22 protein-coding genes are annotated in these 21686 nt (G+C 68.2%); 9 read left to right on the top strand and 13 right to left on the bottom strand.

The window, feature by feature from the left end:
* Positions 1-122: 122 nt before the first annotated feature.
* Complete coding sequence (locus NPA30_RS00940) at positions 123-809, top strand: HAD family hydrolase (RefSeq protein ID WP_256800447.1); 687 nt, start codon at positions 123-125, stop codon at positions 807-809.
* Between the two features lie 15 nt (positions 810-824).
* Here NPA30_RS00940 and NPA30_RS00935 read toward each other — a convergent pair whose 3' ends face one another.
* Entirely contained in the window at positions 825-1358 is a 534-nt protein-coding gene (locus NPA30_RS00935) for a hypothetical protein (protein WP_256800446.1), read from the bottom strand.
* A gap of 123 nt (positions 1359-1481) precedes the next feature.
* Between NPA30_RS00935 and thrC the strand changes: the two genes are divergently transcribed.
* The 4 genes from thrC to NPA30_RS00915 are packed head-to-tail and all read left to right on the top strand — an operon-like array spanning position 1482 to position 7769.
* The gene (gene thrC / locus NPA30_RS00930) at positions 1482-2891 is read left to right on the top strand and encodes a threonine synthase (protein ID WP_256800445.1); all 1410 of its coding nucleotides are present in this window, start codon (positions 1482-1484) and stop codon (positions 2889-2891) included.
* Positions 2888-4198: a M16 family metallopeptidase gene (locus tag NPA30_RS00925; protein WP_256800444.1), complete on the top strand. Its 1311-nt coding sequence runs from the start codon at positions 2888-2890 to the stop codon at positions 4196-4198. Before thrC ends, NPA30_RS00925 begins: the two co-directional genes overlap by 4 nt.
* A 9-nt stretch (positions 4199-4207) precedes the next feature.
* Positions 4208-4831, top strand: a complete 624-nt coding sequence (locus NPA30_RS00920; protein WP_256800443.1) for a GNAT family N-acetyltransferase — start codon at positions 4208-4210, stop codon at positions 4829-4831.
* Positions 4832-4883: 52 nt separating this feature from the next.
* Positions 4884-7769, top strand: coding sequence for an EAL domain-containing protein (locus NPA30_RS00915; RefSeq protein ID WP_306228627.1), 2886 nt, complete (start codon positions 4884-4886; stop codon positions 7767-7769).
* Positions 7770-7808: 39 nt separating this feature from the next.
* On the opposite strand, the gene NPA30_RS00910 is transcribed toward NPA30_RS00915, so the two are convergent.
* Complete coding sequence (locus tag NPA30_RS00910; protein ID WP_372338720.1) at positions 7809-8417, bottom strand: YqgE/AlgH family protein; 609 nt, start codon at positions 8415-8417, stop codon at positions 7809-7811.
* Positions 8418-8605: 188 nt separating this feature from the next.
* Here NPA30_RS00910 and NPA30_RS00905 point away from each other — a divergent pair, with 188 nt between their 5' ends.
* Together NPA30_RS00905 and NPA30_RS00900 are read left to right on the top strand one after the other, a co-directional pair.
* Positions 8606-9436, top strand: coding sequence for a protein-disulfide reductase DsbD domain-containing protein (locus tag NPA30_RS00905; protein ID WP_256800442.1), 831 nt, complete (start codon positions 8606-8608; stop codon positions 9434-9436).
* 83 nt (positions 9437-9519) lie between these two features.
* The gene (locus NPA30_RS00900) at positions 9520-10005 is read left to right on the top strand and encodes a peroxiredoxin (RefSeq protein WP_256800441.1); all 486 of its coding nucleotides are present in this window, start codon (positions 9520-9522) and stop codon (positions 10003-10005) included.
* A 6-nt stretch (positions 10006-10011) separates the two neighbouring features.
* Here NPA30_RS00900 and rnhA read toward each other — a convergent pair whose 3' ends face one another.
* The 11 genes from rnhA to coxB all read right to left on the bottom strand — a co-directional run bounded on the left by rnhA (position 10012) and on the right by coxB (position 19201).
* Positions 10012-10497, bottom strand: coding sequence for a ribonuclease HI (gene rnhA / locus NPA30_RS00895; RefSeq protein ID WP_256800440.1), 486 nt, complete (start codon positions 10495-10497; stop codon positions 10012-10014).
* Positions 10494-11474 (bottom strand): homoserine kinase, encoded by a 981-nt coding sequence (locus NPA30_RS00890; protein WP_256800439.1) that lies wholly within the window; start codon positions 11472-11474, stop codon positions 10494-10496. The genes rnhA and NPA30_RS00890 overlap by 4 nt, the downstream gene beginning before the upstream one ends.
* Positions 11475-11538: 64 nt before the next feature.
* Positions 11539-12543: a 4-hydroxy-3-methylbut-2-enyl diphosphate reductase gene (ispH, locus tag NPA30_RS00885; protein ID WP_256800438.1), complete on the bottom strand. Its 1005-nt coding sequence runs from the start codon at positions 12541-12543 to the stop codon at positions 11539-11541.
* A 53-nt stretch (positions 12544-12596) separates the two neighbouring features.
* Positions 12597-13379 (bottom strand): SURF1 family protein, encoded by a 783-nt coding sequence (locus NPA30_RS00880; protein ID WP_256800437.1) that lies wholly within the window; start codon positions 13377-13379, stop codon positions 12597-12599.
* Positions 13363-13755, bottom strand: a complete 393-nt coding sequence (locus NPA30_RS00875; protein WP_256800435.1) for a DUF983 domain-containing protein — start codon at positions 13753-13755, stop codon at positions 13363-13365. The genes NPA30_RS00880 and NPA30_RS00875 overlap by 17 nt, the downstream gene beginning before the upstream one ends.
* Positions 13756-13898: 143 nt before the next feature.
* Positions 13899-14777, bottom strand: coding sequence for a cytochrome c oxidase subunit 3 (locus NPA30_RS00870; protein ID WP_256800434.1), 879 nt, complete (start codon positions 14775-14777; stop codon positions 13899-13901).
* A 115-nt stretch (positions 14778-14892) separates the two neighbouring features.
* On the bottom strand, positions 14893-15510 hold the full coding sequence (locus tag NPA30_RS00865) for a cytochrome c oxidase assembly protein (RefSeq protein WP_256800433.1): 618 nt from the start codon (positions 15508-15510) through the stop codon (positions 14893-14895).
* Complete coding sequence (locus NPA30_RS00860) at positions 15507-15647, bottom strand: hypothetical protein (RefSeq protein ID WP_256801582.1); 141 nt, start codon at positions 15645-15647, stop codon at positions 15507-15509. The genes NPA30_RS00865 and NPA30_RS00860 overlap by 4 nt, the downstream gene beginning before the upstream one ends.
* A 1-nt stretch (position 15648) precedes the next feature.
* Complete coding sequence (locus NPA30_RS00855; protein WP_372338750.1) at positions 15649-16587, bottom strand: heme o synthase; 939 nt, start codon at positions 16585-16587, stop codon at positions 15649-15651.
* Positions 16588-16710: 123 nt separating this feature from the next.
* The gene (gene ctaD / locus NPA30_RS00850) at positions 16711-18309 is read right to left on the bottom strand and encodes a cytochrome c oxidase subunit I (protein ID WP_256800431.1); all 1599 of its coding nucleotides are present in this window, start codon (positions 18307-18309) and stop codon (positions 16711-16713) included.
* A 25-nt stretch (positions 18310-18334) separates the two neighbouring features.
* Entirely contained in the window at positions 18335-19201 is an 867-nt protein-coding gene (gene coxB, locus NPA30_RS00845) for a cytochrome c oxidase subunit II (protein ID WP_256801520.1), read from the bottom strand.
* 381 nt (positions 19202-19582) lie between these two features.
* Here coxB and NPA30_RS00840 point away from each other — a divergent pair, with 381 nt between their 5' ends.
* Together NPA30_RS00840 and tldD are read left to right on the top strand one after the other, a co-directional pair.
* On the top strand, positions 19583-20143 hold the full coding sequence (locus NPA30_RS00840; protein WP_256800430.1) for an invasion associated locus B family protein: 561 nt from the start codon (positions 19583-19585) through the stop codon (positions 20141-20143).
* A gap of 126 nt (positions 20144-20269) precedes the next feature.
* Positions 20270-21685 (top strand): metalloprotease TldD, encoded by a 1416-nt coding sequence (tldD, locus tag NPA30_RS00835; RefSeq protein WP_256800429.1) that lies wholly within the window; start codon positions 20270-20272, stop codon positions 21683-21685.
* The last annotated feature ends 1 nt before the right edge of the window (position 21686 follow it).

Below are 21686 nucleotides of genomic sequence, written 5' to 3'. Positions count from 1 at the left end.
CCGTGACGGTTCCCGCGTGGCCGGCGCCAGCGGCCCGTATGAGGCGTCTCCCGTGCGCTTCCCTTGCAGCGCGGCGGCTCGGCGTTTAGCTAGTCGGCCATCACCGACCACCCGGAGTCCGCATGTCTTCGCTCGCCCTCGCCATCTTCGACTGCGACGGAACCCTGATCGACTCGGAGATCATCGCCGCCGAGGTGCATGCCGAGAACTTCCGCGAGTTCGGACTCGAGATCGACGCAGGCGAAATCGCCGGCCGCTTCGCCGGCCTGACCGGGGCACGGATGCTGGAACTGCTGGCGGAGGAGAACGAGATCCGCTTTCCCGACGACTTCCTGAAGCGCGCCAACGAGGAGATCGATCTTCGGCTCGGCCGCGACGTGAAGGCGATCGCCGGCGCCGACGACGTGCTCGATCGTCTCGATCTCGCCCGCTGCATCTGCTCGAACTCCTCCTCCGAGCGGCTCAGGATCTCGCTGACCCATGTCGGCCTGTGGGACCGCTTCCGGCCTTACGTGTTCGCGGCCAAGGAGGTCGGCACCCGGCGGGAGAAGCCGGCCCCGGACGTCTTCCTGTATGCCTGCAAAGAGTTCGAGGTGACGCCGGAGCAGGCCATCGTCCTGGAGGACTCGGTGCATGGGGTTGCGGCAGCCGCGGCCGCCGGCTGTCGTGTCGTCGGCTTCACCGGCGGGCGCCACAGCTATCCCGGCCACAGCGACAGCCTGAGCGACGCCGGCGCCGAGACGGTGATCGCCCGTCTGTCCGATTTTCCCGCCGTCGCCGAAGCTCTAGGCGGATGGGAGCGGGCCTGACCGCTCCCGGCCCGCTCACTTCTTGGCGGGCGCGCCCTCGTCGAAGCCGGCATAGATGATGATGTTCTTCTCCGGCGGCTCGGGAATGACGATGGCGTCGTCGACATAGGTGAAGCTGTCGGCGCCGCCGCCGCCCTTCACCGGCACGCCGACCGTGCCGAGCTTGGAGTAGAGCACGTCGGTGCCGCGCACCACCGCGACGCGCACCGGCAGCGGCTCGGTGCGGGCCTTTGCCGCCGCGCCCGCCGTCAGGCGGCCTGCGACGCCGACCGAGATGTGCAACTGGCCGTCGATCAGCCGGCAGCTGCGCGAGGTGTCGCCGATCGAGGCGATGTAATCGATGTCCTCGCCGACCTTCTTGCGCAGGATCGCCGTCCCCTCGCGCAGCGAGATGCGCGGACAGTAGTCGGGGATTCGCCCCTCCTGCTTTTGCGCGACCGGCTGCGCCGCCTCCTCGAGAGCGGGGCCGGAAGCCGTGGAATTACAGCCAGCTAGCGCAGCCGCAACTGCCAGGAAGGCCGTCATGCGGGCGACACGAGACATATGCATCCTTCGGTTCTTCCCTTCTTGTGCCGGGCCGTTCTATATCAGCGGATCGCCGAATGCGCGACCGACGCGGCCCCACGCGCCGCCGGCACAGATCCGCGCGAAGCAGAGCGAAGTGGAAACGACGTGGAATATCTGAGTTCGCGGGGGGAGGCCCCCGTTCTCGGCTTCGCCGACGTGCTCCTGGCGGGCCTGGCGGAGGATGGCGGGCTCTACCTTCCGAAGACCTGGCCGCAGCTGTCCGCCGCGACGATACGCGGCTTTGCCGGGCGCCCCTATGCCGATGTCGCGCTGGAGGTCATCAGGCCGTTCGTCGGTGGCGACATCGCCGAGGCCGACCTGAAGCGGATGATCGACGACGCCTATGCGACCTTTCGCCATCCGGCGGTGGCGCCGCTGGTGCAGATCGGCCCTTCGCATTTCGTGCTGGAGCTGTTCCACGGCCCGACGCTCGCCTTCAAGGACGTCGCCATGCAGCTGATCGCGCGGCTGATGGACCACGTCCTGAAGGAGCGCGGCGAGCGGGCGACCATCGTCGGCGCCACCTCTGGCGACACCGGCGGCGCCGCGATCGACGCCTTCGCCGGCTCCGAGCGCTGCGACATCTTCATCCTGTTCCCCGAGGGCCGCGTCTCTACCGTGCAGCAGCGGCAGATGACGACCTCCGGCTCGGCCAACGTCCATGCGCTGGCGGTCGATGGCACCTTCGACGACTGCCAGGCGCTGGTGAAGGCGATGTTCAACGACCGGCGCTTCCGCGGCGCGGTCGGCCTGTCCGGCGTCAACTCGATCAACTGGGCGCGCATCATGGCGCAGGTGGTCTACTACTTCACCGCGGCCGCCGGGCTCGGCGCGCCGGAGCGCACCGTCTCCTTCACCGTCCCGACCGGCAATTTCGGCGACATCTTCGCCGGATACGTCGCCAAGCGCATGGGCCTTCCGGTCGACCGGCTGGTGATCGCCACCAACGACAACGACATCCTCGCCCGCACGCTCGAGACCGGGCGCTACGAGACGGCGGGCGTCGTCGCCACGAGTTCGCCGTCGATGGACATCCAGATCTCCTCCAACTTCGAACGCCTGCTGTTCGAGGCATGCGGACGCGACGGCGCCGCCGTACGCCGGATGATGCAGCAGCTTCAGCAGTCGAAGAGCTTCAGCCTCCCGGCCGACGCCCTTGCGGCGATCCGCGCCGAGTTCGAGGCTGGACGCTCCGACGTCGCCGGGACCGGCGCGACGATCGCGTCGACGCTCGCCGCAACGGCCTACCTCCTCGATCCCCACACCGCCGTCGGCGTCGGCGTCGCTCAGCGGATGCAGGGCGAAGGCGTGATGGTGACGCTCGCCACCGCGCATCCGGCGAAGTTCCCGGATGCGGTGCGCCAGGCCTGCGGCCTCGCGCCGGACCTGCCGCCGACCCATGCCGGCCTGATGGAGAAGGCCGAGACGTTCGACCGCCTGCCGAACGCGCTCGACGCGGTGGAGGCCTACATCTCCGAACGCAGCCGTGCGGCATGGACGGGAGCGACGGCATGAGCGTCGAGATCAGCCGGCTCGCGAACGGCCTGACGATCGCCACCGACACGATGCCGCAGCTTGAAAGCGCGGCGCTGGGCATCTGGGTCAAGGCCGGCGCGCGCGACGAGGCGCCGGAGGAGCACGGCATCGCCCATCTCCTCGAGCACATGGCCTTCAAGGGCACCAGCCGGCGCTCGGCACGGCGCATCGCGGAGGAGATCGAGGACGTCGGCGGCGAGTTGAACGCGGCAACCAGCGTCGAGACGACCGCCTACTACGCGCGTGTCCTCAAGGACGACGTGCCGCTGGCGCTCGACCTTCTCGCCGACATCATCACCGATTCGCGGTTCGATCCGCAGGAGCTGGAGCGCGAGCAGCAGGTGATCCTGCAGGAGCTCGGCGCTGCCGAAGACACGCCGGACGACATCGTCTTCGACCACTTCCAGGAGGCGGCCTTCCGCGGCCAGATCATCGGCCGCCCGATCCTCGGCACGCGCGACACGGTGAAGTCCTTCACCTCCACCGGCCTGCGCGCCTATCTCGGCCAGCACTATGCGCCGGACCGGATGATCGTCGTCGCGGCGGGCGCGGTCGATCACGACAAGGTCGCGCGTCAGGCCTCCGACGCGTTCGGCGGCATGGCCGCGCCCGGCCCGGAGAAGCGCCGGGCGATCGCCCGCACGCCGGCGAGCTACACCGGCGGCGAGTTCCGCGAGGTGCGCGACCTGATGGACGCGCAGATGGTGCTCGGCTTCGAGGGCCGGCCCTACTATGCGCGTGACTTCTATGCCTCGCAGATCCTGTCGATGATCCTCGGCGGCTCGATGTCATCGCGCCTGTTCCAGGAGGTCCGCGAGCGACGCGGCCTGTGCTACGCGATCTCCAGCTTCCATTGGAGCTTCTCCGATTCCGGCATCTTCGGCGTCCATGCGGCCACCGGCGAAGCCGAGCTGGCGGAGCTCGCCGAGACCATCGTCGCCGAACTGATGAAGGCCGCTGAGGGAATCGGCGAGGACGAAGTGGTGCGGGCCCGAGCGCAGATGCGCTCCAGCCTCCTGATGTCGCAGGAAAGCCCGGCCTCGCGTGCCGGTCAGATCGCGCGTCAGATCCTGTTCAACGGCAATCCGATCACCAACACCGAGCTCATGGACCGGCTGGGAGCGATCACCGCCGACCGGCTGGCCGATCTCGCCGGCCGGATCTTCCAGGACAAGACACCGACCCTCGCCGCCATCGGGCCGGTGGGCAAGCTGCCGACGCTCGACGACCTCGCCGGGCGCATGCGCGGCACGACCTCCTCGCGTCGGGCAGCCGGGGGGCGCTGATTTCGAGCGATGAGCGTGCTGGACACCCTCTTCCGGCCCGTGCTTCCCAGCCTGGAGGGAGAGGGCGTCGTGCTGAGGATGCCGCAGAGCGGCGACTATCCGGCCTGGCGCGAGCTGCGCCAGCAAAGCCGGGCGTTCCTGACGCCCTGGGAGCCGGCCTGGTCGGCGGACGAATTGAGCCGTCGCGCCTACCAGCTGCGCCTGCGCCGCTACCGCCACGAAGCGCGCGAGCGCACCGGCTACACCTTCTTTCTGTTCGACGCCGAAGGCCGCATCCTGCAGGGCGGCGTGACGGTCGGGCTGATCCGGCGCGGCGTCGCCCAGTCCTGTACGCTCGGCTACTGGATGGGAGCGCCTTTCGCTGGTACCGGGCGGATGCACCGCGCGGTCGAGGCGCTGAAGCACCTCGTGTTCGAGCTGGAGGGGCTGCACCGGATGGAGGCCGCCTGCCTGCCGAGCAACGAGCGCTCGATCCGCCTCCTCGAAAAGGCCGGGTTTCGGCGCGAGGGCTATCTGAAGAACTACCTCAAGATCGCCGGGCGCTGGGAGGACCATTACCTTTATTCGTTGATTGTGGACGACTGGACCCGTTCGCCCGCGTCAGCGCCCGCCCGATCTGCTAGCATCGCCTGACCCCTGTCCGGGGCGCATCTCACCTGCCCGGAAAGAGGCTGATTCCCCGTCGATGTCCGTGTTCAGCCGCCTCGCCGCGTTTCTCGTCCTGCTTCTGGCGATGCCGTTCCTCGGCGCCGGTCCTGCGGCAGCGCTGGAGCCTGTGCAGATCTCGCAGGAGGACGTCGCCATCGACCTGATGCCGGCGGTCGACCTCTATCGCGACAAGGGGCGCAGCTTCCAGGTCTCGACCGTGCCGGGCGCCGACGGCATCGTTCGCCGCATCGAGGTCGAGGCGAACTCGGCGAATGCCTCCGGCAGCTGGGCGGTCTTCGCGCTCGCCAACAACACCGACGAGCAGATCGACCGGCTGATCGTGGTGCCGCACTTCAAGCTCGCCGGCTCCGGGCTGCTCTGGCCCGATCTCGGCGCGCAGCGGGTCGCGGCGATCACCCCGTCCGAGGGCTTCGCGCTCGAGCGCCAGCCGAGCAGCGAGGCGGACGTCTTCCTCGTCACCCTCGATCCCGGCTCGATCATCACCTTCGTGGCGGAGATGTCGTCGGACACCCTGCCGGAGATGCGGCTGTGGGAACCCGACGCCTACAAGGACACGCTGAACGCCTACACGCTCTATCGCGGCATCGTGCTCGGCATCGCGGGCCTGCTCGCGGTGTTCCTGACCATCCTGTTCGTGGTCAAGGGATCGGCGATGTTCCCGGCCGCCGCGGCGCTCGCCTGGGCCGTGCTCGCCTATATCTGCATCGACTTCGACTTCTGGCAGAAGCTCGTGCCGCTGATCGCCGGCGGCGAGCAGGTCTGGCGAGCCGGCACCGAAGTCGCCCTCGCCTTCACCTTCGTCCTCTTCCTCTACGCCTATCTCAACCTCAACCGCTGGCACGGCGTCCTCTCGGCCTTCACGCTGATCTGGCTGATCGGGCTGCTCGGACTGGGAGCCGCCGCGGCGGTCGACCCGCCACTTGCGGCCGGCGTCGCCCGGCTGTCGCTCGGTCTCGCGGCGGTGGTCGGGCTCGGGCTCATCCTCTATCTCGCCTGGCTCGGCTTCGACCGCGCGATCATGCTCGTGCCGAGCTGGCTCCTGATCCTCGTCTGGCTGGCCGGGGCGTGGATGACGGTGACCGGCCGCCTGTCGAACGACATCATCCAGCCGGCGCTCGGCGGCGGCCTGGTCCTGATCGTGCTCCTGATCGGCTTCACCGTCATGCAGCACGCCTTTGCCGGCAGCGGCATCGGCAGCGGCCTCATCTCCGACCTCGAGCGCCGTGCCCTGGCGCTCGCCGGCACCGGCGACGCGGTCTGGGACTGGGACGTGACGCGCGACCGGATCTTCGCCGCCTCCGACTTCGACGGAGCGGCCGGTCTGCCGATCGCCTCGATGAACGGGCCGGCGCGCAACTGGCTGCCGATCCTCCACCCGGACGACCGCGACCGCTTCAAGCTGACGCTCGACACCATCGTCGAACACCGCCGCGGGCGCATCGCGCAGGAGTTCCGGGTGCGCAGCGAGGACGGGCACTATCACTGGATGTCGCTGCGCGCCCGGCCGATCCTCGGCAGCGACGGCGAGGTGGTGCGCTGCGTCGGCACGCTGAAGGACGTCACCGACCACAAGAAGGCCGAGGAGCGCCTGCTCCACGACGCGCTGCACGACCAGCTGACCGGCCTGCCGAACCGCGAGCTCTTCATGGACCGCCTCGCCGCCATCGGCAGCCTTGCGGCGTTGCGCCCCGAGCTGAAGCCGAGCGTCTTCGTCATCGACATCGACCGCTTCCGGCAGGTCAACGACGCGTTCGGCATCGCCACCGGCGACACCATCCTCCTCACCATCGGTCGGCGCCTGAAGCGTCTCCTGAAGCCGCAGGATTCGCTGGCGCGTCTGTCGGGCAATCAGTTCGGGCTGATCCTCGTCTCGCAGACCGACGTGGAGGGCGTCGCCGTCTTCGCCGAGACGCTCCGCGAGGCGATCACCGCGCCGATCCAGTTCAACAACAGCGAGATCGTGCTGACCGGCGCGATCGGCCTCACCGGCTGGTCGGATACCCGCTGCGAGGACGTGCTGCGCGAGGCCGAGCTCGCGATGTATCAGGCCAAGCGCCTCGGCGGCGACCGGATCGAGCCCTTCCGCCCGGCCTTCAAGGTGGCCGGCTTCAGTCGCCTGGAAATGGAGTCGGACCTGCGCCGCGCCTTCAGCCGCAACGAGCTGTCACTCGCCTTCCAGCCGATCGTCCGGCTCGAGAGCGGCGCGACGGCCGGCTTCGAGGCGCTCTTGCGCTGGGAGCATCCGCGCCGCGGGCCGGTGTCGCCGTCGGAGTTCATTCCGATCGCCGAGAGCACCGGCCTGATCGTCCAGCTCGGGCAGTTTGCGCTCGACGAGGCAGCGCGCCGCCTGTCGGACTGGCAAAAGCTGACGGGTGACCCGGCGCTGACGATGTCGGTCAACATCTCCAGCCGGCAGCTGATCCGGCAGGACCTCCTCAACGACGTCAGCGCGATCCTCAAGCGCTACGAGCTGGCGAGCCGCACCCTGAAGCTCGAGCTGACGGAGTCGCTCGTCATGGACAATCCCGAGCGCTCGGCCCAGCTCCTGACGCGCCTGCGCGAAATGGGCGTCGGCCTGTCGCTCGACGACTTCGGCACCGGCTACTCCTCGCTCGCCTATCTGATGCGCTTCCCGTTCGACACCCTGAAGATCGACCAGTCCTTCCTGAAGAACGACCGGCGGCCGCAGCGCCCGATCATCGTCAGTTCGATCGTGACGATGGCGCACGAGCTCGGGCTGAAGGTGGTGGCGGAAGGGGTCGAGACGGAGGCGGATGCCGAGCAGCTGCGCAAGCTCGGCTGCGAGTACGCGCAGAGTTTCTTCTACGCCGCCCCACTCTCCGCCGACGACGCACGCCGGCGGCTGCAGGACGGCATGGGCGGGATGAAGCGGGCGGTGTGACGCGTGGACAGGGACCGGTGGTCCGCCGCCCCAACGGGATCAGGCGTGGCCGGCGTCCGCCGTCAGGAAGGTCGGGTCAACGCCGAGCAGCGCCAGCGCCCGATTGTACTTGGTGTCGAGATCGGCGTCGAAGATGATCGTCTGGTCGGCCTTGCAGGTCAGCCAGCCATTGGCCGCGATCTCGGCCTCGAGCTGCCCCTCGCCCCAGCCGGCATAGCCGAGCGCCATCATCGCGACCCGCGGCCCGATCCCTTCCGAGATCGCCTTGAGTATGTCCAGCGTCGGCGTCAGCGCGATCGCCTCGTCCACCGCCACGGTGGACTCGGAATCGTAGTCGCTCGAGTGCAGCACGAAGCCCCGCCCCTTCTCGACCGGTCCGCCCGCGCAGACGGAGATCTCGCGGCCGTGGCCCGGCAGGCGGATGTCGTCCTCGCTCTCTACGATACCGAGCTGGGTCAGCAGCGCGGCGAAGCTCATGGGCTGCGACTTGTTGATGACGAAGCCCATCGCCCCGTTGGGCGAGTGCGCGCAGATGTAGACGACGCTGCGGGCGAAGCGTTCGTCCTCCATGCCGGGCATGGCGATCAGGAAGTGACCTTCCAGCGACGGCACTTCGTCGTCGGCGTCGGCTAAATGTAGATCCATCATCCGCAGATAGGACCTCTCGCACGCGATTGCACGGCCGGGCCGGCGGCCCTCGGCCTGAAGCCCAGTCTGATCATAACGCACCTGCGAGGGAAATCACGTTTCTCGCGATGGTGACTGGCTTGCTGGAGAGGCGGCGTCTAGGTCACGACAGAAGGCAACGGGTGGATCGGGCACGGCGGAGCGAGGCGATGGCGGACATGCGGAACGGGACAGCCTGGCTCCTCCTCATTGCGTCGGCATGGCTCGCCTGCGCCTCGGCGGCGGCCAAGGGCGCTGCCGCCTCCTACGAGGACGAGCACGTCGCCCTGCATCTCGATGCTGGTGCGCCTGCGAAAGACGGCAGCGGCCGCGCCGCGCTGACGATCGAGCTCGCCCCCGGCTGGAAGACCTACTGGATTGATCCGGGCGACTCCGGCGTTCCGCCGACCCTGGACGTTCCACCCAGCGGCGCCGTCACGCTCTCGCAGATGCGCTTTCCCGCGCCGCACCGCAGCGACGACGGCTACGGCCAGTCGAACGGCTACACCGGAACGGTCGGCATCGCGCTCGACTACAGCGCCAAGGCGGACGCGCTCGACGCCGTGCTTGCGATCAACGTCACGCTCGGCGTCTGCCGCGAGATCTGCATTCCGGTCAGCGCCAGCCTCGCCGCACGGCTCGGCGACGGCAACGTCTCCCGCATCGCCGCCGCCTTCGACGGCCTGCCTCAGGCGAGCACGGCGGACGTCGGGATCCTCGGCGCCCAGCTCGCCGCTGACGCACAGTCCGTCGATATCACGACGGCTCTTCCGAACGGGAACGGCGAGCCCGATCTCTTCGTCGCGGCAACGGGCGGCTGGTATTTCGGTGCCCCCCGGAGCGTGGCGCGGGCCGAAGGAGGGCGGCTCGTCTTCACCGTGCCTGTGCTGCAGGCGCCGCGAAAGGCTGATCCGGACAAGCTCGCGCTCGACATCGTCCTCACGCGCGGCGATGCCGCCTGGGAAGCCCGCGAGCTCGCCGCTACGCCGGAGGCGGACTGATCTCGACATTTCGCGCCGCCCGCCTAGTCTCCCGCGCGACGCCGCGCATGCAGTGACCGGCGGCAACGTGAGGAAGGCTTCAGATGACCATCACCGTCGGCGACAAGATCCCGAACGCCACCTTGAAGACGAAGACGGCCGATGGCCCGACCAACCTGTCGACCGACGAGATCTTCGCCGGCAAGCGCGTCGTCCTGATCGGCGTACCCGGCGCCTTCACCCCCACCTGCTCGATGAACCACCTGCCCGGCTACATCGCGCAGGCCGATGCGCTGCGCGCCAAGGGCGTCGAGACGATCGCCGTCGTCGCCGTCAACGACGTGCATGTGATGAACGCCTGGGAGAAGTCGACGGACGCGGACGGCAAGATCCTGTTCCTGTCGGACGGCAACGGCGAGTTCACCAAGGCGCTCGGCCTCGACGCCGACCTCTCGGTCGCCGGCATGGGTCTGCGCTCCAAGCGTTACTCGATGCTGGTCGAGGACGGTACGGTGAAGGCGCTCAACGTCGAGGATTCGCCCGGGCAGGTCGACGCCTCCGGCGCCGACGCGCTGCTCGCCAGCCTCTGAAGGCCGTCAGCGCGTGGCGGGCATCCCGCCGCGCTTCGGCTTGAACGGCGCCATGCCGGCGCGGGCGAGTTCGTCCGCGCGCTCGTTCATGTCATGGCCGGCATGGCCGCGAACCCAGCGAAACGCGACGTCGTGGCGTTGGCGCTGGGCGTCCAGCGCCTGCCACAGTTCGGCGTTCTTCACAGGCTTCTTGTCGGCCGTCTTCCAGCCGTTCTTCTTCCAGCCGTGGATCCACTTGGTGATGCCGTCGCGCAGATACTGCGAGTCGGAGTGGAGATCGACCGCGCAGGCGCGCTTCAGCATCGTCAGCGCCTCGATCGCGGCGGTCAGCTCCATCCGGTTGTTGGTGGTCACCGCCTCCCCGCCGGAGATCTCCTTCTGCTGGCCGTCGAAGCGCAGGATCGCGCCCCAGCCGCCCGGGCCGGGATTTCCCGAGCAGGCGCCGTCGGTGTAGATCTCGACCCGCTTGCCGGGCTCGTCAAGCGCACTCATGCCGCCCCCTCGACGCCATCGATACCGTATTCGGCGGGCGATATGATCGCCCGGTGGAAGCGCAGCTTGCGCAGATACTCCCGCGGATCCTTCTTGGTGACGAAGGTGCCGTCCGGCACGTGCAGCCAGTCGTAGAGCCGCGTCAGCAGGAACCGCATCGACGCCCCGCGGGCAAGCATCGGCAGCGCGGCGATCTCGGAGGCCGAAAGCGGCCGCACGGCACGATAGCCCTCGATCAGCGCGCGGCCCTTGGTGAGGTTGTAGGCGCCATCGGGCTCGAAGCACCACGCGCAAAGGGCAATGGCGAGATCGTAAGCGAGGATGTCGTTGCAGGCGAAGTAGAAGTCGATGAGGCCGGACAGATCGCCTGAGAGGAAGAAGACGTTGTCGGGGAAGAGGTCGGCATGGATGACGCCCGTCGGCAGCTCGGTCGGCCAGCCGGCCTCGAGGATGGCGAGTTCCGCGTCGATCTCCGCGACGAGACCCGCCTCGACCGTGTCGGCCTTCGGCCGGGATCCCTCGAAGAGGGGGCGCCACGCGTCGACCGAGAGCGCGTTCGGCCGCGTCATGGCGAAGTCGGCACCGGCGCGATGCATCCGTGCCATCGCGCCGCCGACGGCACGACAGTCCTCGGCGCCGGGACGGCGGGTCCACATGCCCTCGAGAAAGGTGAAGACGGCAGCCGGGCGGCCGGCGAGTTCGCCGAGCGTCTCGCCGCCGCGCATCGCCACGGGCAGCGGACAGGACAGACCGCGTGCGTTGAGGTGCTGCATCAGGCCGAGGAAGAACGGCAGGTCGCCGCGCTCGACCCGCTTCTCGTACAGCGTCAGGATGAAGCTGCCGGCCGAGGTGCGCAGCAGGAAGTTCGAGTTCTCCACGCCTTCGGCGATGCCCTTGTAGCTGAGCAGCTGGCCGAGATCGTAGTCGGCGAGGAAGCCGGCGAGCTGCGGCTCGGTCACGTCGGTGTAGACCGCCATTCAGCCCCTGCTCCGCGGCATCGTCGTCATCGCGCTGTCCTTGCTGGCCGTTCGTTGCGGCGCGTCAGCCGCGCCCGTTCACGAAGGCCATGTCTTCGCCGAGGAGCGGCGTGTCGCGCAAGCTGCGCATCACCGGAAAGTTCTCGTTCTCCTCCGCCGTCTGCACGAGCTCGAGCCGCACCTCGAATCGCTCGCGAAAGGCGGCGATGATCGCGTCGACGAGGATCTCCGGCGCCGAGGCGCCGGCGGAGATGGCGACCGTCGCGCCGTCGCCGAGGATCGCCCAGGGGATCTCGGCCACGCCCTCGACCAGCCGGCCGACGAGCGCGCCCGCCCGCTCTGCCACCTCGACGAGGCGGCGCGAATTCGACGAGTTCGGCGCGCCGACGATGAGGAACAGATCGGCGCCCGAAGCCGCCGCCTTCACCGCCTCCTGGCGGTTGGTCGTGGCATAGCAGATCGATTCGGAGGACGGCGCCTGAAGCGCCGGGAACTTCGCCTGCAGCGCCGCGACGATGCCGACCGTATCGTCCACCGACAGCGTGGTCTGGGTGACGAAGCCGAGCGCCTCGGGATCGGCGGGCGTCAGCCGCACGACGTCGTCCTCGCTCTCGACCAGCGTGACCGATCCCGGCGGCAGCTGCCCCATCGTCCCGATCACCTCCGGATGACCCCGGTGGCCGACGAGGACGACGTGGCGGCCGCGCTTGACGTGCAGCATCGCCTGCTTGTGCACCTTGGAGACCAGCGGACAGGTCGCGTCGAGATAGAGGAGATCGCGGGCCTGCGCCTCGGCCGGCACCGACTTCGGCACGCCATGTGCAGAGAACACCACCGGCTGGCCGTCGTCCGGCACGTCGCCCAGTTCCTCGACGAAGATCGCGCCCATGTCGCGCAGGCCGTCCACGACATAGCGGTTGTGCACGATCTCGTGGCGGACATAGACCGGCGCGCCGTACTTCTTCAGCGCCAGCACGACGATCTGGATGGCTCGGTCGACGCCGGCGCAGAAGCCGCGCGGCTCGCACAGGCGCAACGTCAACTTCGGCTTGTCGGATGCTTCGGCCAAGTCGGCCTCCCGGATCTCTGTCGCGCGCAATGAAGGAATGGCGGCGCCTCGTGTCAAGGCGCGCTAGCCCGGCGGCGCTTGATCCACACCGCGATGAGGACGCCGGCGAGGCCGAGCGCGAGCCCGTACCATGTGATGGCGTATTGCAGGTGGTCGTTCGGCAGGTCGATGATGGTCTGGCCGCCGATCGGCAGGCGCTTCGGATCGGAGCCGAGGGCGGTGTCCACCGTGAAGGGCAGGATCTGCGCGGCAGCCGACACCTCGACGCCCTTCGCCATCTCACCGACGCTGCGCCAGAAGAATGTCCCTTCCGCCGTGTCGTTGTCCGGCAGGAACCAGTCGGGCTTCTGCGTCGGCGCGCTGCGGGCGAGCCCCGTGACGACCGTCTCGCCCTCGATCTGGCTGTCCGGGCGACGGGACGGATCCCGCAGGGCGTAGGGCACGAACCCCCGGTTGACGAAGACCAGCCGCTCGTCGTCGGTCAGGAAGGGCGTGTAGACGTTCCAGCCGGCATCACCGTCATAGGTCGCGAGGAAGTAGCGCTCATAGGCGTTGAGGTACTGGCCCTGCATCGTCACCGGCCGGTAATCCACATCGTCACTGGCCGCAGCCCGCGCGGCCACGGCGTCGAGGCTCTCAGGCGTCGCGTGGATGCGCTGGTCGATGGTGGCGAGCAGCGCCTCCTTCCAGTGCAGGCGCTGGATCTGCCAGCTGCCGAGGCCGCACAGGATCGCAATGCCGACGAGCCCGGCGGCGATGCCGATCCAGCCGACGCGGCGCCCCGCCGGCAGTGCAGGACCTGTCGCGTGCGGCAGCGGCTCAGTCTTTCCGGTCATGGTCGAGGCGGCCCTGGCCGGCGCGGTTGCTGTATTGCAGCGTGATCAGAACCCCCTTCAGCATGCGCAGCATCGGCAGACAGAGGAGAAGCGTGACGGGCAGCCAGAGCATGGCGTGGACCCAGACCGGAGGACTCCAGGTCACCTCGACCCACAGCGCCATTCCGGTCACGATGATCCCGGCAAAGAGGATCACGAAGACCGCCGGTCCGTCGCCCGCGTCGATGAAGGAATAGTCGAGCCCGCACGCGCTGCATTCGGGCGCCAGCGACAGGAGGCCCTTGAACAGGGGGCCCCGGCCGCAGCGCGGGCAGCGCCCCGCGAGCCCGGCGCGGATCGGCTCCACCTGCGGATACATCGAGTCGTCGTGGCTCATCGGGTTCTCCCTGCGCGCAGGCCTGCCTGTGAGGAGACCGGTTGAGGCCGCTCCCCACCCGCTTCAAGTGGCGCTCCCTCGCCAAAGCAAAAGGGCGGCCGCTCGACGCGCCGCCCTTTGCAGACCCGGGTCGGACCTCGGCCTCAGCCCTGATGGATGACGCCGCCCCAGCCGCCCCACACGTAGATGCAGAAGAACAGGAACAGCCAGACGACGTCGACGAAGTGCCAGTACCAGGCCGCGGCCTCGAAGCCGAAATGCTTCGTCGGGGTGAACTGGCCGGACACTGCGCGGATCAGGCAGACGATCAGGAAGATCGTGCCGATGATCACGTGCGCGCCGTGGAAGCCGGTCGCCATGAAGAAGGTCGCGCCGTAGATCGAGCCGGAGAAGGCGAAGGGTGCGTGCGCATACTCGAAGTACTGCACGTAGCTGAAGATCAGGCCGAGGACCACCGTCAGCGCAAGACCCTGGATCAGACCGCGGCGGTCGCCATGGATCAGCGCGTGGTGCGCCCAGGTGACCGTGGTGCCCGACAGGAGCAGCGTGATCGTGTTGAACAGCGGCAGGTGCAGCGGATCGAGCACCTCGATGCCGGCCGGCGGCCACTGCCCGCCGAGCACGTTGGTGCGGGCGGCCTGCACCGCCTCGTTGGGATACAGCGAGGCGTCGAAGAAGGCCCAGAACCACGCCACGAAGAACATCACCTCGGAGGCGATGAACATGATCATGCCGTAGCGAAGCGACAGCGACACCACCTTGGTGTGGATGCCGTGCAGGCTCTCGCGCACCATGTCCGCCCACCAGGCGTACATCGTGTAGAGCACGATCACGAGGCCGGCGACGAAGATCCAGGGCGTGGCGAGATCGGCGCCGAAGACGACGAACTGGCCGCCGTTCGAGTAGCGCATCAACCCGACGAGGCCGAAGAACATGATGAAGGCGCCGACGGAGCCGACCAGCGGCCACGGGCTGGGGTCGACGATGTGGTAATCGTGATGTTTGGCGTGCGTGTCGGCCATGTGCGCTACCGCTCTTCCCTCTCGTCCAGCCGATCTTCCCATATACGAGATCGCCGGCAAGCTCCAGTTTCCTACCCCGCCCGGCGCCACCTGTCGCCGGCCGGCTCCCCAGTCGTCACAACTTGCTGCCCGCCTTCGCACCGTCCTTCGCCGGAGCCTCCGCCACGTCTTCCGAAGCGACGGTGAAAAACGTGTAGGACAGGGTGATCGGCGGCGCCGTCGTCAGCTCCGGCTCCTTCACCATGTCCGGGTCGACGAAGAAGACGATCGGCATCTCCTTTTCCTCGCCGGGCTCCAGCGTCTGGTCGGTGAAGCAGAAGCAGGCGATCTTGTTGAAGTAGCTGCCGGCGAGCTCGGGCGTGACGTTGTAGGTGGCGCGCGCGGTGATCCGCTTGTCGGAGAGGTTCTTCACCCAGTAGGCGGTCTGGCGCGTCTCGCCGAGCTTGACCTTGACCTCCCGTTCGGTCGGCCGGAACGTCCAGGGCACGCCGGGCGCCGCATTGGAGTCGAAGCGCACGGTGACGGTGCGATCGGACACGCGCGTCGACACGTGCTCCACCCGCTGCGTCGTGCCGCCATAGCCGGTCGCCTGACAGAACATCTGGTAGAGGGGCACCGCGGCGTACGCGGCGCCGACCATGCCGACGGCAAGGCCGGCGCAGATCGTGGCGATGACGACGCCGAGGCGATCGCCGCCAGCGTTCGTCCGGCGCGGAGTCGGGTCTTCGGTCATTTCGGCACCGCCAGCTTGGCCAGCGTGATGACGTAGAACAGGATCACCAGCGCCGCCAGCGCGACGCCGATCGCGAGCGACCGGCGCCGGCGGGCACGTTGCTGCTGGTCCGTGAGCCGGATGCGGTCCTCGGCCACCTCAGCCACCGACCGCCGGCAGGAGCTTGGCGACGACGGCTTCGCCGAGGAGCAGCGCGTAGAGCGCGAAGAGATAGACGATGGAGAAGCCGAACAGGCGCTTGGCCGGCCGCATCACCGGATCGGCGTCGGCCATCCGGTAGGTCGCCCAGGCCTGGCGCAGGAACTCGAGGCCGAGCAGGACCGAAGCCACGCCGTAGACGGGGCCGGCGAAGCCGAGGATCCAGGGCGCGACCCCGACCGGCACCAGGATCACCGCGTAGAGCAGGATCTGGAACCGCGTCGCCGCCTCGCCCGCGACGTTCGGCAGCATCGGGATGCCCGCCGCCTCGTAGTCACCCCGCTTGAACAGCGCGAGCGCCCAGAAGTGCGGCGGCGTCCAGAGGAAGGTGATCATGAAGAGCACGATGCTCTCCATCGACACCGATCCGGTGACGCAGGCCCAGCCGATGATCGGCGGGAAGGCACCCGCGGCGCCGCCGATCACGATGTTCTGCGGCGTCGAGCGCTTCAGCCCCATCGTGTAGATGACGGCGTAGAAGAAGATGGTGAAGGCGAGGAGGCTCGCCGCGACCCAGTTGACCGCGAGACCGAGGATCGTGACGGAGAAGGTCGCGAGCGTCAGGCCGAAGGCGAGCGCACCCTCCGGCGAGACCCGGCCGGCCGCCACAGGCCGCTTGCGGGTGCGCGACATCACCCGGTCGATATCGGCGTCGTACCACATGTTCAGCGCCCCAGAGGCGCCGGCGCCGATGGCGATGCACAGGATCGCGACGCAGCCGAGGACGGGATGGATCGAGCCCGGCGCCAGCATGAAGCCGGTGATCGCCGTCAGCAGGACCAGCGACATCACCCGCGGCTTCAGGAGCGCGAGATAGTCGCCGGGCTCGGCGAGTCCGCCGTCCGTCACAAGGGGAGACTGTGCGTCGAGAACCGTCAAAAGCTGAACCCCGGGCATGCCCACCGTCGGGCGATGCGACCGCCGCCGCGACCGTCGCCGGCGGCCGTCGAGAACGTCGTGGTCCCGCCGTTGGCCGGCGGGACCCTCTTCAGGCGTCGCGCGTCAGGAGATGCGCGGCAGCTCTTCCCACTGGTGGAACGGCGGCGGCGACGACAGCTGCCACTCGAGCGTCGTGGCGCCCTCGCCCCAGGGGTTGGGCCCGGCGACGCGCTTCTTCATGAAGGCCTCGACGATGCCCCAGATGAACACCAGGACCGCAGCGCCCGCGAGATAGGAGCCCATCGAGGAGATGAAGTTCCAGTGCGCGAAGGCATCGGGGTAGTCGGCATAGCGGCGCGGCATGCCGGCAGCCCCGAGGAAGTGCTGCGGGAAGAAGACGAAGTTGACGCCGATGAAGGTCATCCAGAAGTGCAGCTTCCCGATGAACTCGTTGTACATGTAGCCCGTCATCTTCGGGAACCAGTAGTACCAGCCGGCGAAGATCGCGAACACCGCGCCGAGCGACAGGACGTAGTGGAAGTGGGCCACCACGTAATAGGTGTCGTGCAGGTAGCGGTCGATCGAGGCGTTGGCCAGCTTCACGCCGGTGACGCCGCCGACGGTGAACAGGAAGATGAAGCCGAGCGCCCAGATCATCGGCGTCTTGAAGGAGATCGACCCGCCCCACATCGTCGCGATCCAGGAGAAGATCTTGATGCCGGTGGGGATGGCGATGACCATCGTGGCGAAGACGAAGTAGCGCTGGGTGTTGAGAGAGATGCCCGTGGCGTACATGTGGTGCGCCCAGACGACGAAGCCGACCGCGCCGATCGCGACCATCGCATAGGCCATGCCGAGATAGCCGAAGACCGGCTTCTTGGAGAAGGTCGAGACGATGTGGCTGATGATGCCGAAGGCCGGCAGGATCAGGATGTACACCTCGGGGTGACCGAAGAACCAGAACAGGTGCTGGTAGAGGATCGGGTCGCCGCCGCCCTCCGGCGCGAAGAAGGTCGTGCCGAAGTTGCGATCGGTGAGCAGCATCGTGATGGCGCCCGCCAGCACCGGCAGCGACAGGAGCAGGAGGAACGCCGTCACCAGCTGCGACCAGACGAACAGCGGCATCTTGTGCAGCGTCATGCCGGGCGCGCGCATGTTGAGGATCGTGGTGATCAAGTTGATCGCGCCGAGGATCGACGAGGCGCCGGAGACGTGCAGCGCGAAGATCGCGAGATCGACGGCCGGGCCGGGATGGCCGGCGGTCGACAGCGGCGGATACATGGTCCAGCCGGTACCCGCGCCGGTGGAACCGGGCGCGCCCTCGACGAACATCGAGAGGATCAGCAGCAGGAAGGACGGCACCAGCAGCCAGAAGGCGATGTTGTTGATGCGCGGGAAGGCCGTGTCCGGCGCGCCGATCATCACCGGGACGAAGTAATTGCCGAAACCGCCGATCAGCGCCGGCATGACCATGAAGAAGATCATGATCAGGCCGTGGCCCGTGGTGAACACGTTGTACATCTGCGGATCGCCGAAGATCTGCAGGCCCGGCTCCTGCAGCTCGGCGCGCATGGCGACCGACAGGGCGCCGCCGATGACGCCGGCGCAGATCGCGAAGATCAGATAGAGGATGCCGATGTCCTTGTTGTTGGTCGAGAAGAACCAACGGGTAAAGAAGGACGGGCGGTGGTCGTCGTGATCGTGAGCGGCCGCGTAAGCCATGGGCGATCTCTCCTTGAAGCTCGTGTCAGCGGCCGGCGAGCGCGACGCGCTTGGCGGAGTCGAGCTCCGCGTTCAGCTGCTTGTTCGCATCGTCGACGCTGGTGCCGGCAGCGGCCAGCCAGCGCTGGAACTGATCCTTCTCGACGGCGCGCACGGCGATCGGCATGAAGGCGTGGTCCTTGCCGCACAGCTCCGAGCACTGGCCGTAGAACAGGCCCGGCTTGTCGATCGAGAACCAGTACTCGTTGAGGCGACCCGGCACCGCGTCGACCTTCACGCCGAGCGAGGGCATCGCCCAGGAGTGGATGACGTCGGCGCCGGTCGTGATGACGCGGATGACCGTGCCCACCGGCAGCACCAGCTCGTTGTCGACCGCCAGGAGCCGCGGGTAGGTGCGCATGTCGGTCTTGCCCGAATCCGCGCGATCTTCCTCATGCAGCATGTAGGAGTCGAACGAGACGTTCTGCGCCTCGTTGGCAGGATCCTGTCCCACCGGCTGATACTCGTAGCCCCAGTACCACTGGTAGCCGGTCGCCTTGATCGTCAGCTCCGGATCGCTCGGCGGATTGTACTGCGCCGTCAGGATCTGGAAGGAGGGGAAGGCGATGCACAGGAGCACCAGGATCGGCGCCACCGTCCAGATCACCTCGATCACCGTGTTGTGGCTGGTGCGCGAGGGCACCGGATTGCGGGCGGCGCTGTAGCGGTAGATGCACCAGCCGAGCAGGCCGGCGACCAGCGCGGTGATCGGGATGATGAAGAAGAGGACGTAGTCGTTGAACCACACCATCTGGTGCTGCACGGGCGACAGGGCCGTCTGCATGCCGATCTGCCAGTCATGCGGCTGGCCCAGCGGCTGGTCGGCGTCCTGCGCCAGTGCCGCAGCCGGCATAGCCGCGATGACCGATGCTGCGGTGAGTAGTCTCTTCACGAATAGGCTCTCCCCTGTCGGCCGCATCCGCCACTGCGCCTCTCGACCACCGGTCGAAGCAGCCGGACCTCCGGCGGCGGCCGGGCGCACTCGGCGCATTGGGCAGCTTCAAATCATGAAAATGCCGATTTCGCAACATTCTAAACGGTCGGAAAGATTGCGACAAAAGCGCTGAAACGGCGGGCGTGCGGGCTCGCAGGCGGTGGCGCGGGGCGCCGACCTGTTCCGCTGGACGGTGACGCCTCGCCCCGGGCGCGATAGCATCGCGTCGCGTCCGGCCGGCAAGCTTCTGTTATCCATATCCGTGCAAGGTCGCAGGGACAGCTGATTCGGAAAGTCTTTATGGGACGCTTATTGTTTTCGGCGACGCGCGTGGTTCTCTTGCTGTGCGCTCTCGCCTTCGCCGGCACGGTTCTGCCGGCGTTCGCGCAGCCGAGTCCGGCCGCCACGGGCACCGTCCGTTCCAAGCACGGCGCCTGGGCCGTCGTCTGCGACCAGCCGGCGGGCGCGGCGGGCGACCAGTGCGCGCTCCTGCAGACGGTGGTCTCGGCAGAACGGCCCGATATCGGCCTCGCCGTGATCGCGTTGAAGACCGCCGACGGCAAGGCGCGCATCCTTCGCGTCCTGACGCCCCTCGGCGTCATCCTGCCGGCGCAGATCGGCGTCTATCTCGACGGCGTGCAGGTCGGGAGCCTGGAGTTCAAGCGCTGCTTCGAGGACGGCTGCTACGCCGAGGCGATCCTCGACAAGGTCGAGACCATCAACGGCCAGCAGATGAGCCTGCTCGATGCGCTGACCAAGGCGAAGAAGGTGGTCTTCACCGTCTTTGACACGCTCGAGGTCGGCATCGGCTTCGACATCGACATGAACGGCTTCCCGGAGGGCTTCGCCGCCCTCCCCTGAGGCCCGCCGGGGTGCCTTGCGTGCCGGCACGCAGGACACCCCGATATCCGACGCTGCCTGCCGCATTGGCAGCGCCGGGCGAAGCGCCTATGTGCGGACCGACGCAACCCGCCGAGGATCACCGCCATGGCCGCCTCCCTGCTCGACCATTTCGACCTTTCGCGTGACGGGGTCGAGGCGCTGCTCGGCGAGACGCTTCACGGCGCCGACGACGGCGAACTCTTCCTCGAGTACCGCGAGTCGGAGTCGCTCGTCTTCGACAACGGCCGGCTGAAGTCCGGCAGCTTCAACACCGGACAGGGCTTCGGCCTGCGCGCCGTCGCCGGCGAAGCCGTCGGCTATGCCCATGCCGGTGACCTCTCCGAAGCCGCGCTGCGCCGGGCTGCCGATGCCGTTCGCGCCGTCACGACCGGCCACAGCGGGCGCTACAGCGAGCCGCCGCAGGGCACCAACCAGAAGCTCTACGGCGAGGAGAACCCGATCCCCGCTCCGTCCTTCGAGGCGAAGGTCCGCCTGCTGCAGGAGATCGACGCCTATCTGCGCGGCAAGGACGAGGCGGTGCGGCAGGTTTCGGCAACGCTCGGCGCGACCTGGCAGACGGTGGAGATCCTGCGCGCCGACGGTCAGCTGGTGAAGGACGTGCGGCCGCTGGTGCGCATCAACGTGTCGGTCGTGGCCGGCCGCGGAGACCGCCAGGAGACCGGCTCCTACGGCGCCGGGGGGCGGCTCGGCTTCGGCGAGTTCTTCGCGGCCGACAGCTGGCGCAAGATCGCCGACGAGGCGCTGCGGCAGGCGCTGGTCAATCTGGAGGCCGTCCCGGCCCCGGCCGGCAACTTCGACATCGTGCTCGGCGCCGGCTGGCCCGGCGTGATGCTGCACGAGGCCGTGGGCCATGGTCTGGAAGGCGACTTCAACCGCAAGAAGACATCGGCCTTCGCCGGCCTGATGGGCCAGCAGGTGGCGGCCAAGGGCGTGACCGTGGTCGACGACGGCACCATCGCCGAGCGGCGCGGCTCCCTGACGATCGACGACGAGGGCATGCCGACCAACCACACGGTGCTGATCGAGGACGGCAAGCTCGTCGGCTACATGCAGGACCGGCAGAACGCCCGGCTGATGGGCATGCGTCCGACTGGCAACGGCCGACGCGAATCCTACGCCCACGTGCCGATGCCGCGCATGACCAACACCTTCATGCTCAACGGCGACAAGACCCCGGCCGAGATCATCGAGTCGGTGAAGGACGGCATCTATGCCGTCTCCTTCGGCGGCGGCCAGGTCGACATCACCAGCGGCAAGTTCGTCTTCGGCTGCACCGAGGCCTATCGCATCCGCGACGGCAAGGTGCAGGAGCCGCTGAAGGGCGCGATGCTCATCGGCAACGGCCCTGACGCCATGCACCGCGTCTCGATGATCGGCAACGACATGGCGCTCGACACCGGCATCGGCATGTGCGGCAAGAACGGCCAGGGCGTGCCGGTCGGCGTCGGCCAGCCGCATCTGCGGATGGACCAGATCACGGTCGGCGGCACGCAGGCCTGAC

This window comes from Mangrovibrevibacter kandeliae (assembly GCF_024519155.1).
Lineage (GTDB): Bacteria > Pseudomonadota > Alphaproteobacteria > Rhizobiales > Rhizobiaceae > Mangrovibrevibacter > Mangrovibrevibacter kandeliae.
Note: the sequence above shows the minus strand (reverse complement) of the source record. Positions and strands in the feature narration are given on the sequence as shown.

Excerpts from the sequence above, each read along its gene's own strand:
- NPA30_RS00940 (WP_256800447.1), top strand. The coding sequence starts at position 123 with ATGTCTTCGCTCGCCCTCGCCATCTTCGACTGCGACGGAACCCTGATC.
- NPA30_RS00935 (WP_256800446.1), bottom strand. The coding sequence starts at position 1,358 with ATGCATATGTCTCGTGTCGCCCGCATGACGGCCTTCCTGGCAGTTGCG.
- NPA30_RS00925 (WP_256800444.1), top strand. The coding sequence starts at position 2,888 with ATGAGCGTCGAGATCAGCCGGCTCGCGAACGGCCTGACGATCGCCACC.
- NPA30_RS00920 (WP_256800443.1), top strand. The coding sequence starts at position 4,208 with ATGAGCGTGCTGGACACCCTCTTCCGGCCCGTGCTTCCCAGCCTGGAG.
- NPA30_RS00915 (WP_306228627.1), top strand. The coding sequence starts at position 4,884 with ATGTCCGTGTTCAGCCGCCTCGCCGCGTTTCTCGTCCTGCTTCTGGCG.
- NPA30_RS00910 (WP_372338720.1), bottom strand. The coding sequence starts at position 8,417 with ATGATGGATCTACATTTAGCCGACGCCGACGACGAAGTGCCGTCGCTG.
- NPA30_RS00905 (WP_256800442.1), top strand. The coding sequence starts at position 8,606 with ATGGCGGACATGCGGAACGGGACAGCCTGGCTCCTCCTCATTGCGTCG.
- NPA30_RS00900 (WP_256800441.1), top strand. The coding sequence starts at position 9,520 with ATGACCATCACCGTCGGCGACAAGATCCCGAACGCCACCTTGAAGACG.
- rnhA (WP_256800440.1), bottom strand. The coding sequence starts at position 10,497 with ATGAGTGCGCTTGACGAGCCCGGCAAGCGGGTCGAGATCTACACCGAC.
- NPA30_RS00890 (WP_256800439.1), bottom strand. The coding sequence starts at position 11,474 with ATGGCGGTCTACACCGACGTGACCGAGCCGCAGCTCGCCGGCTTCCTC.
- NPA30_RS00880 (WP_256800437.1), bottom strand. The coding sequence starts at position 13,379 with ATGACCGGAAAGACTGAGCCGCTGCCGCACGCGACAGGTCCTGCACTG.
- NPA30_RS00875 (WP_256800435.1), bottom strand. The coding sequence starts at position 13,755 with ATGAGCCACGACGACTCGATGTATCCGCAGGTGGAGCCGATCCGCGCC.
- NPA30_RS00870 (WP_256800434.1), bottom strand. The coding sequence starts at position 14,777 with ATGGCCGACACGCACGCCAAACATCACGATTACCACATCGTCGACCCC.
- NPA30_RS00865 (WP_256800433.1), bottom strand. The coding sequence starts at position 15,510 with ATGACCGAAGACCCGACTCCGCGCCGGACGAACGCTGGCGGCGATCGC.
- ctaD (WP_256800431.1), bottom strand. The coding sequence starts at position 18,309 with ATGGCTTACGCGGCCGCTCACGATCACGACGACCACCGCCCGTCCTTC.
- coxB (WP_256801520.1), bottom strand. The coding sequence starts at position 19,201 with ATGCCGGCTGCGGCACTGGCGCAGGACGCCGACCAGCCGCTGGGCCAG.
- NPA30_RS00840 (WP_256800430.1), top strand. The coding sequence starts at position 19,583 with ATGGGACGCTTATTGTTTTCGGCGACGCGCGTGGTTCTCTTGCTGTGC.
- tldD (WP_256800429.1), top strand. The coding sequence starts at position 20,270 with ATGGCCGCCTCCCTGCTCGACCATTTCGACCTTTCGCGTGACGGGGTC.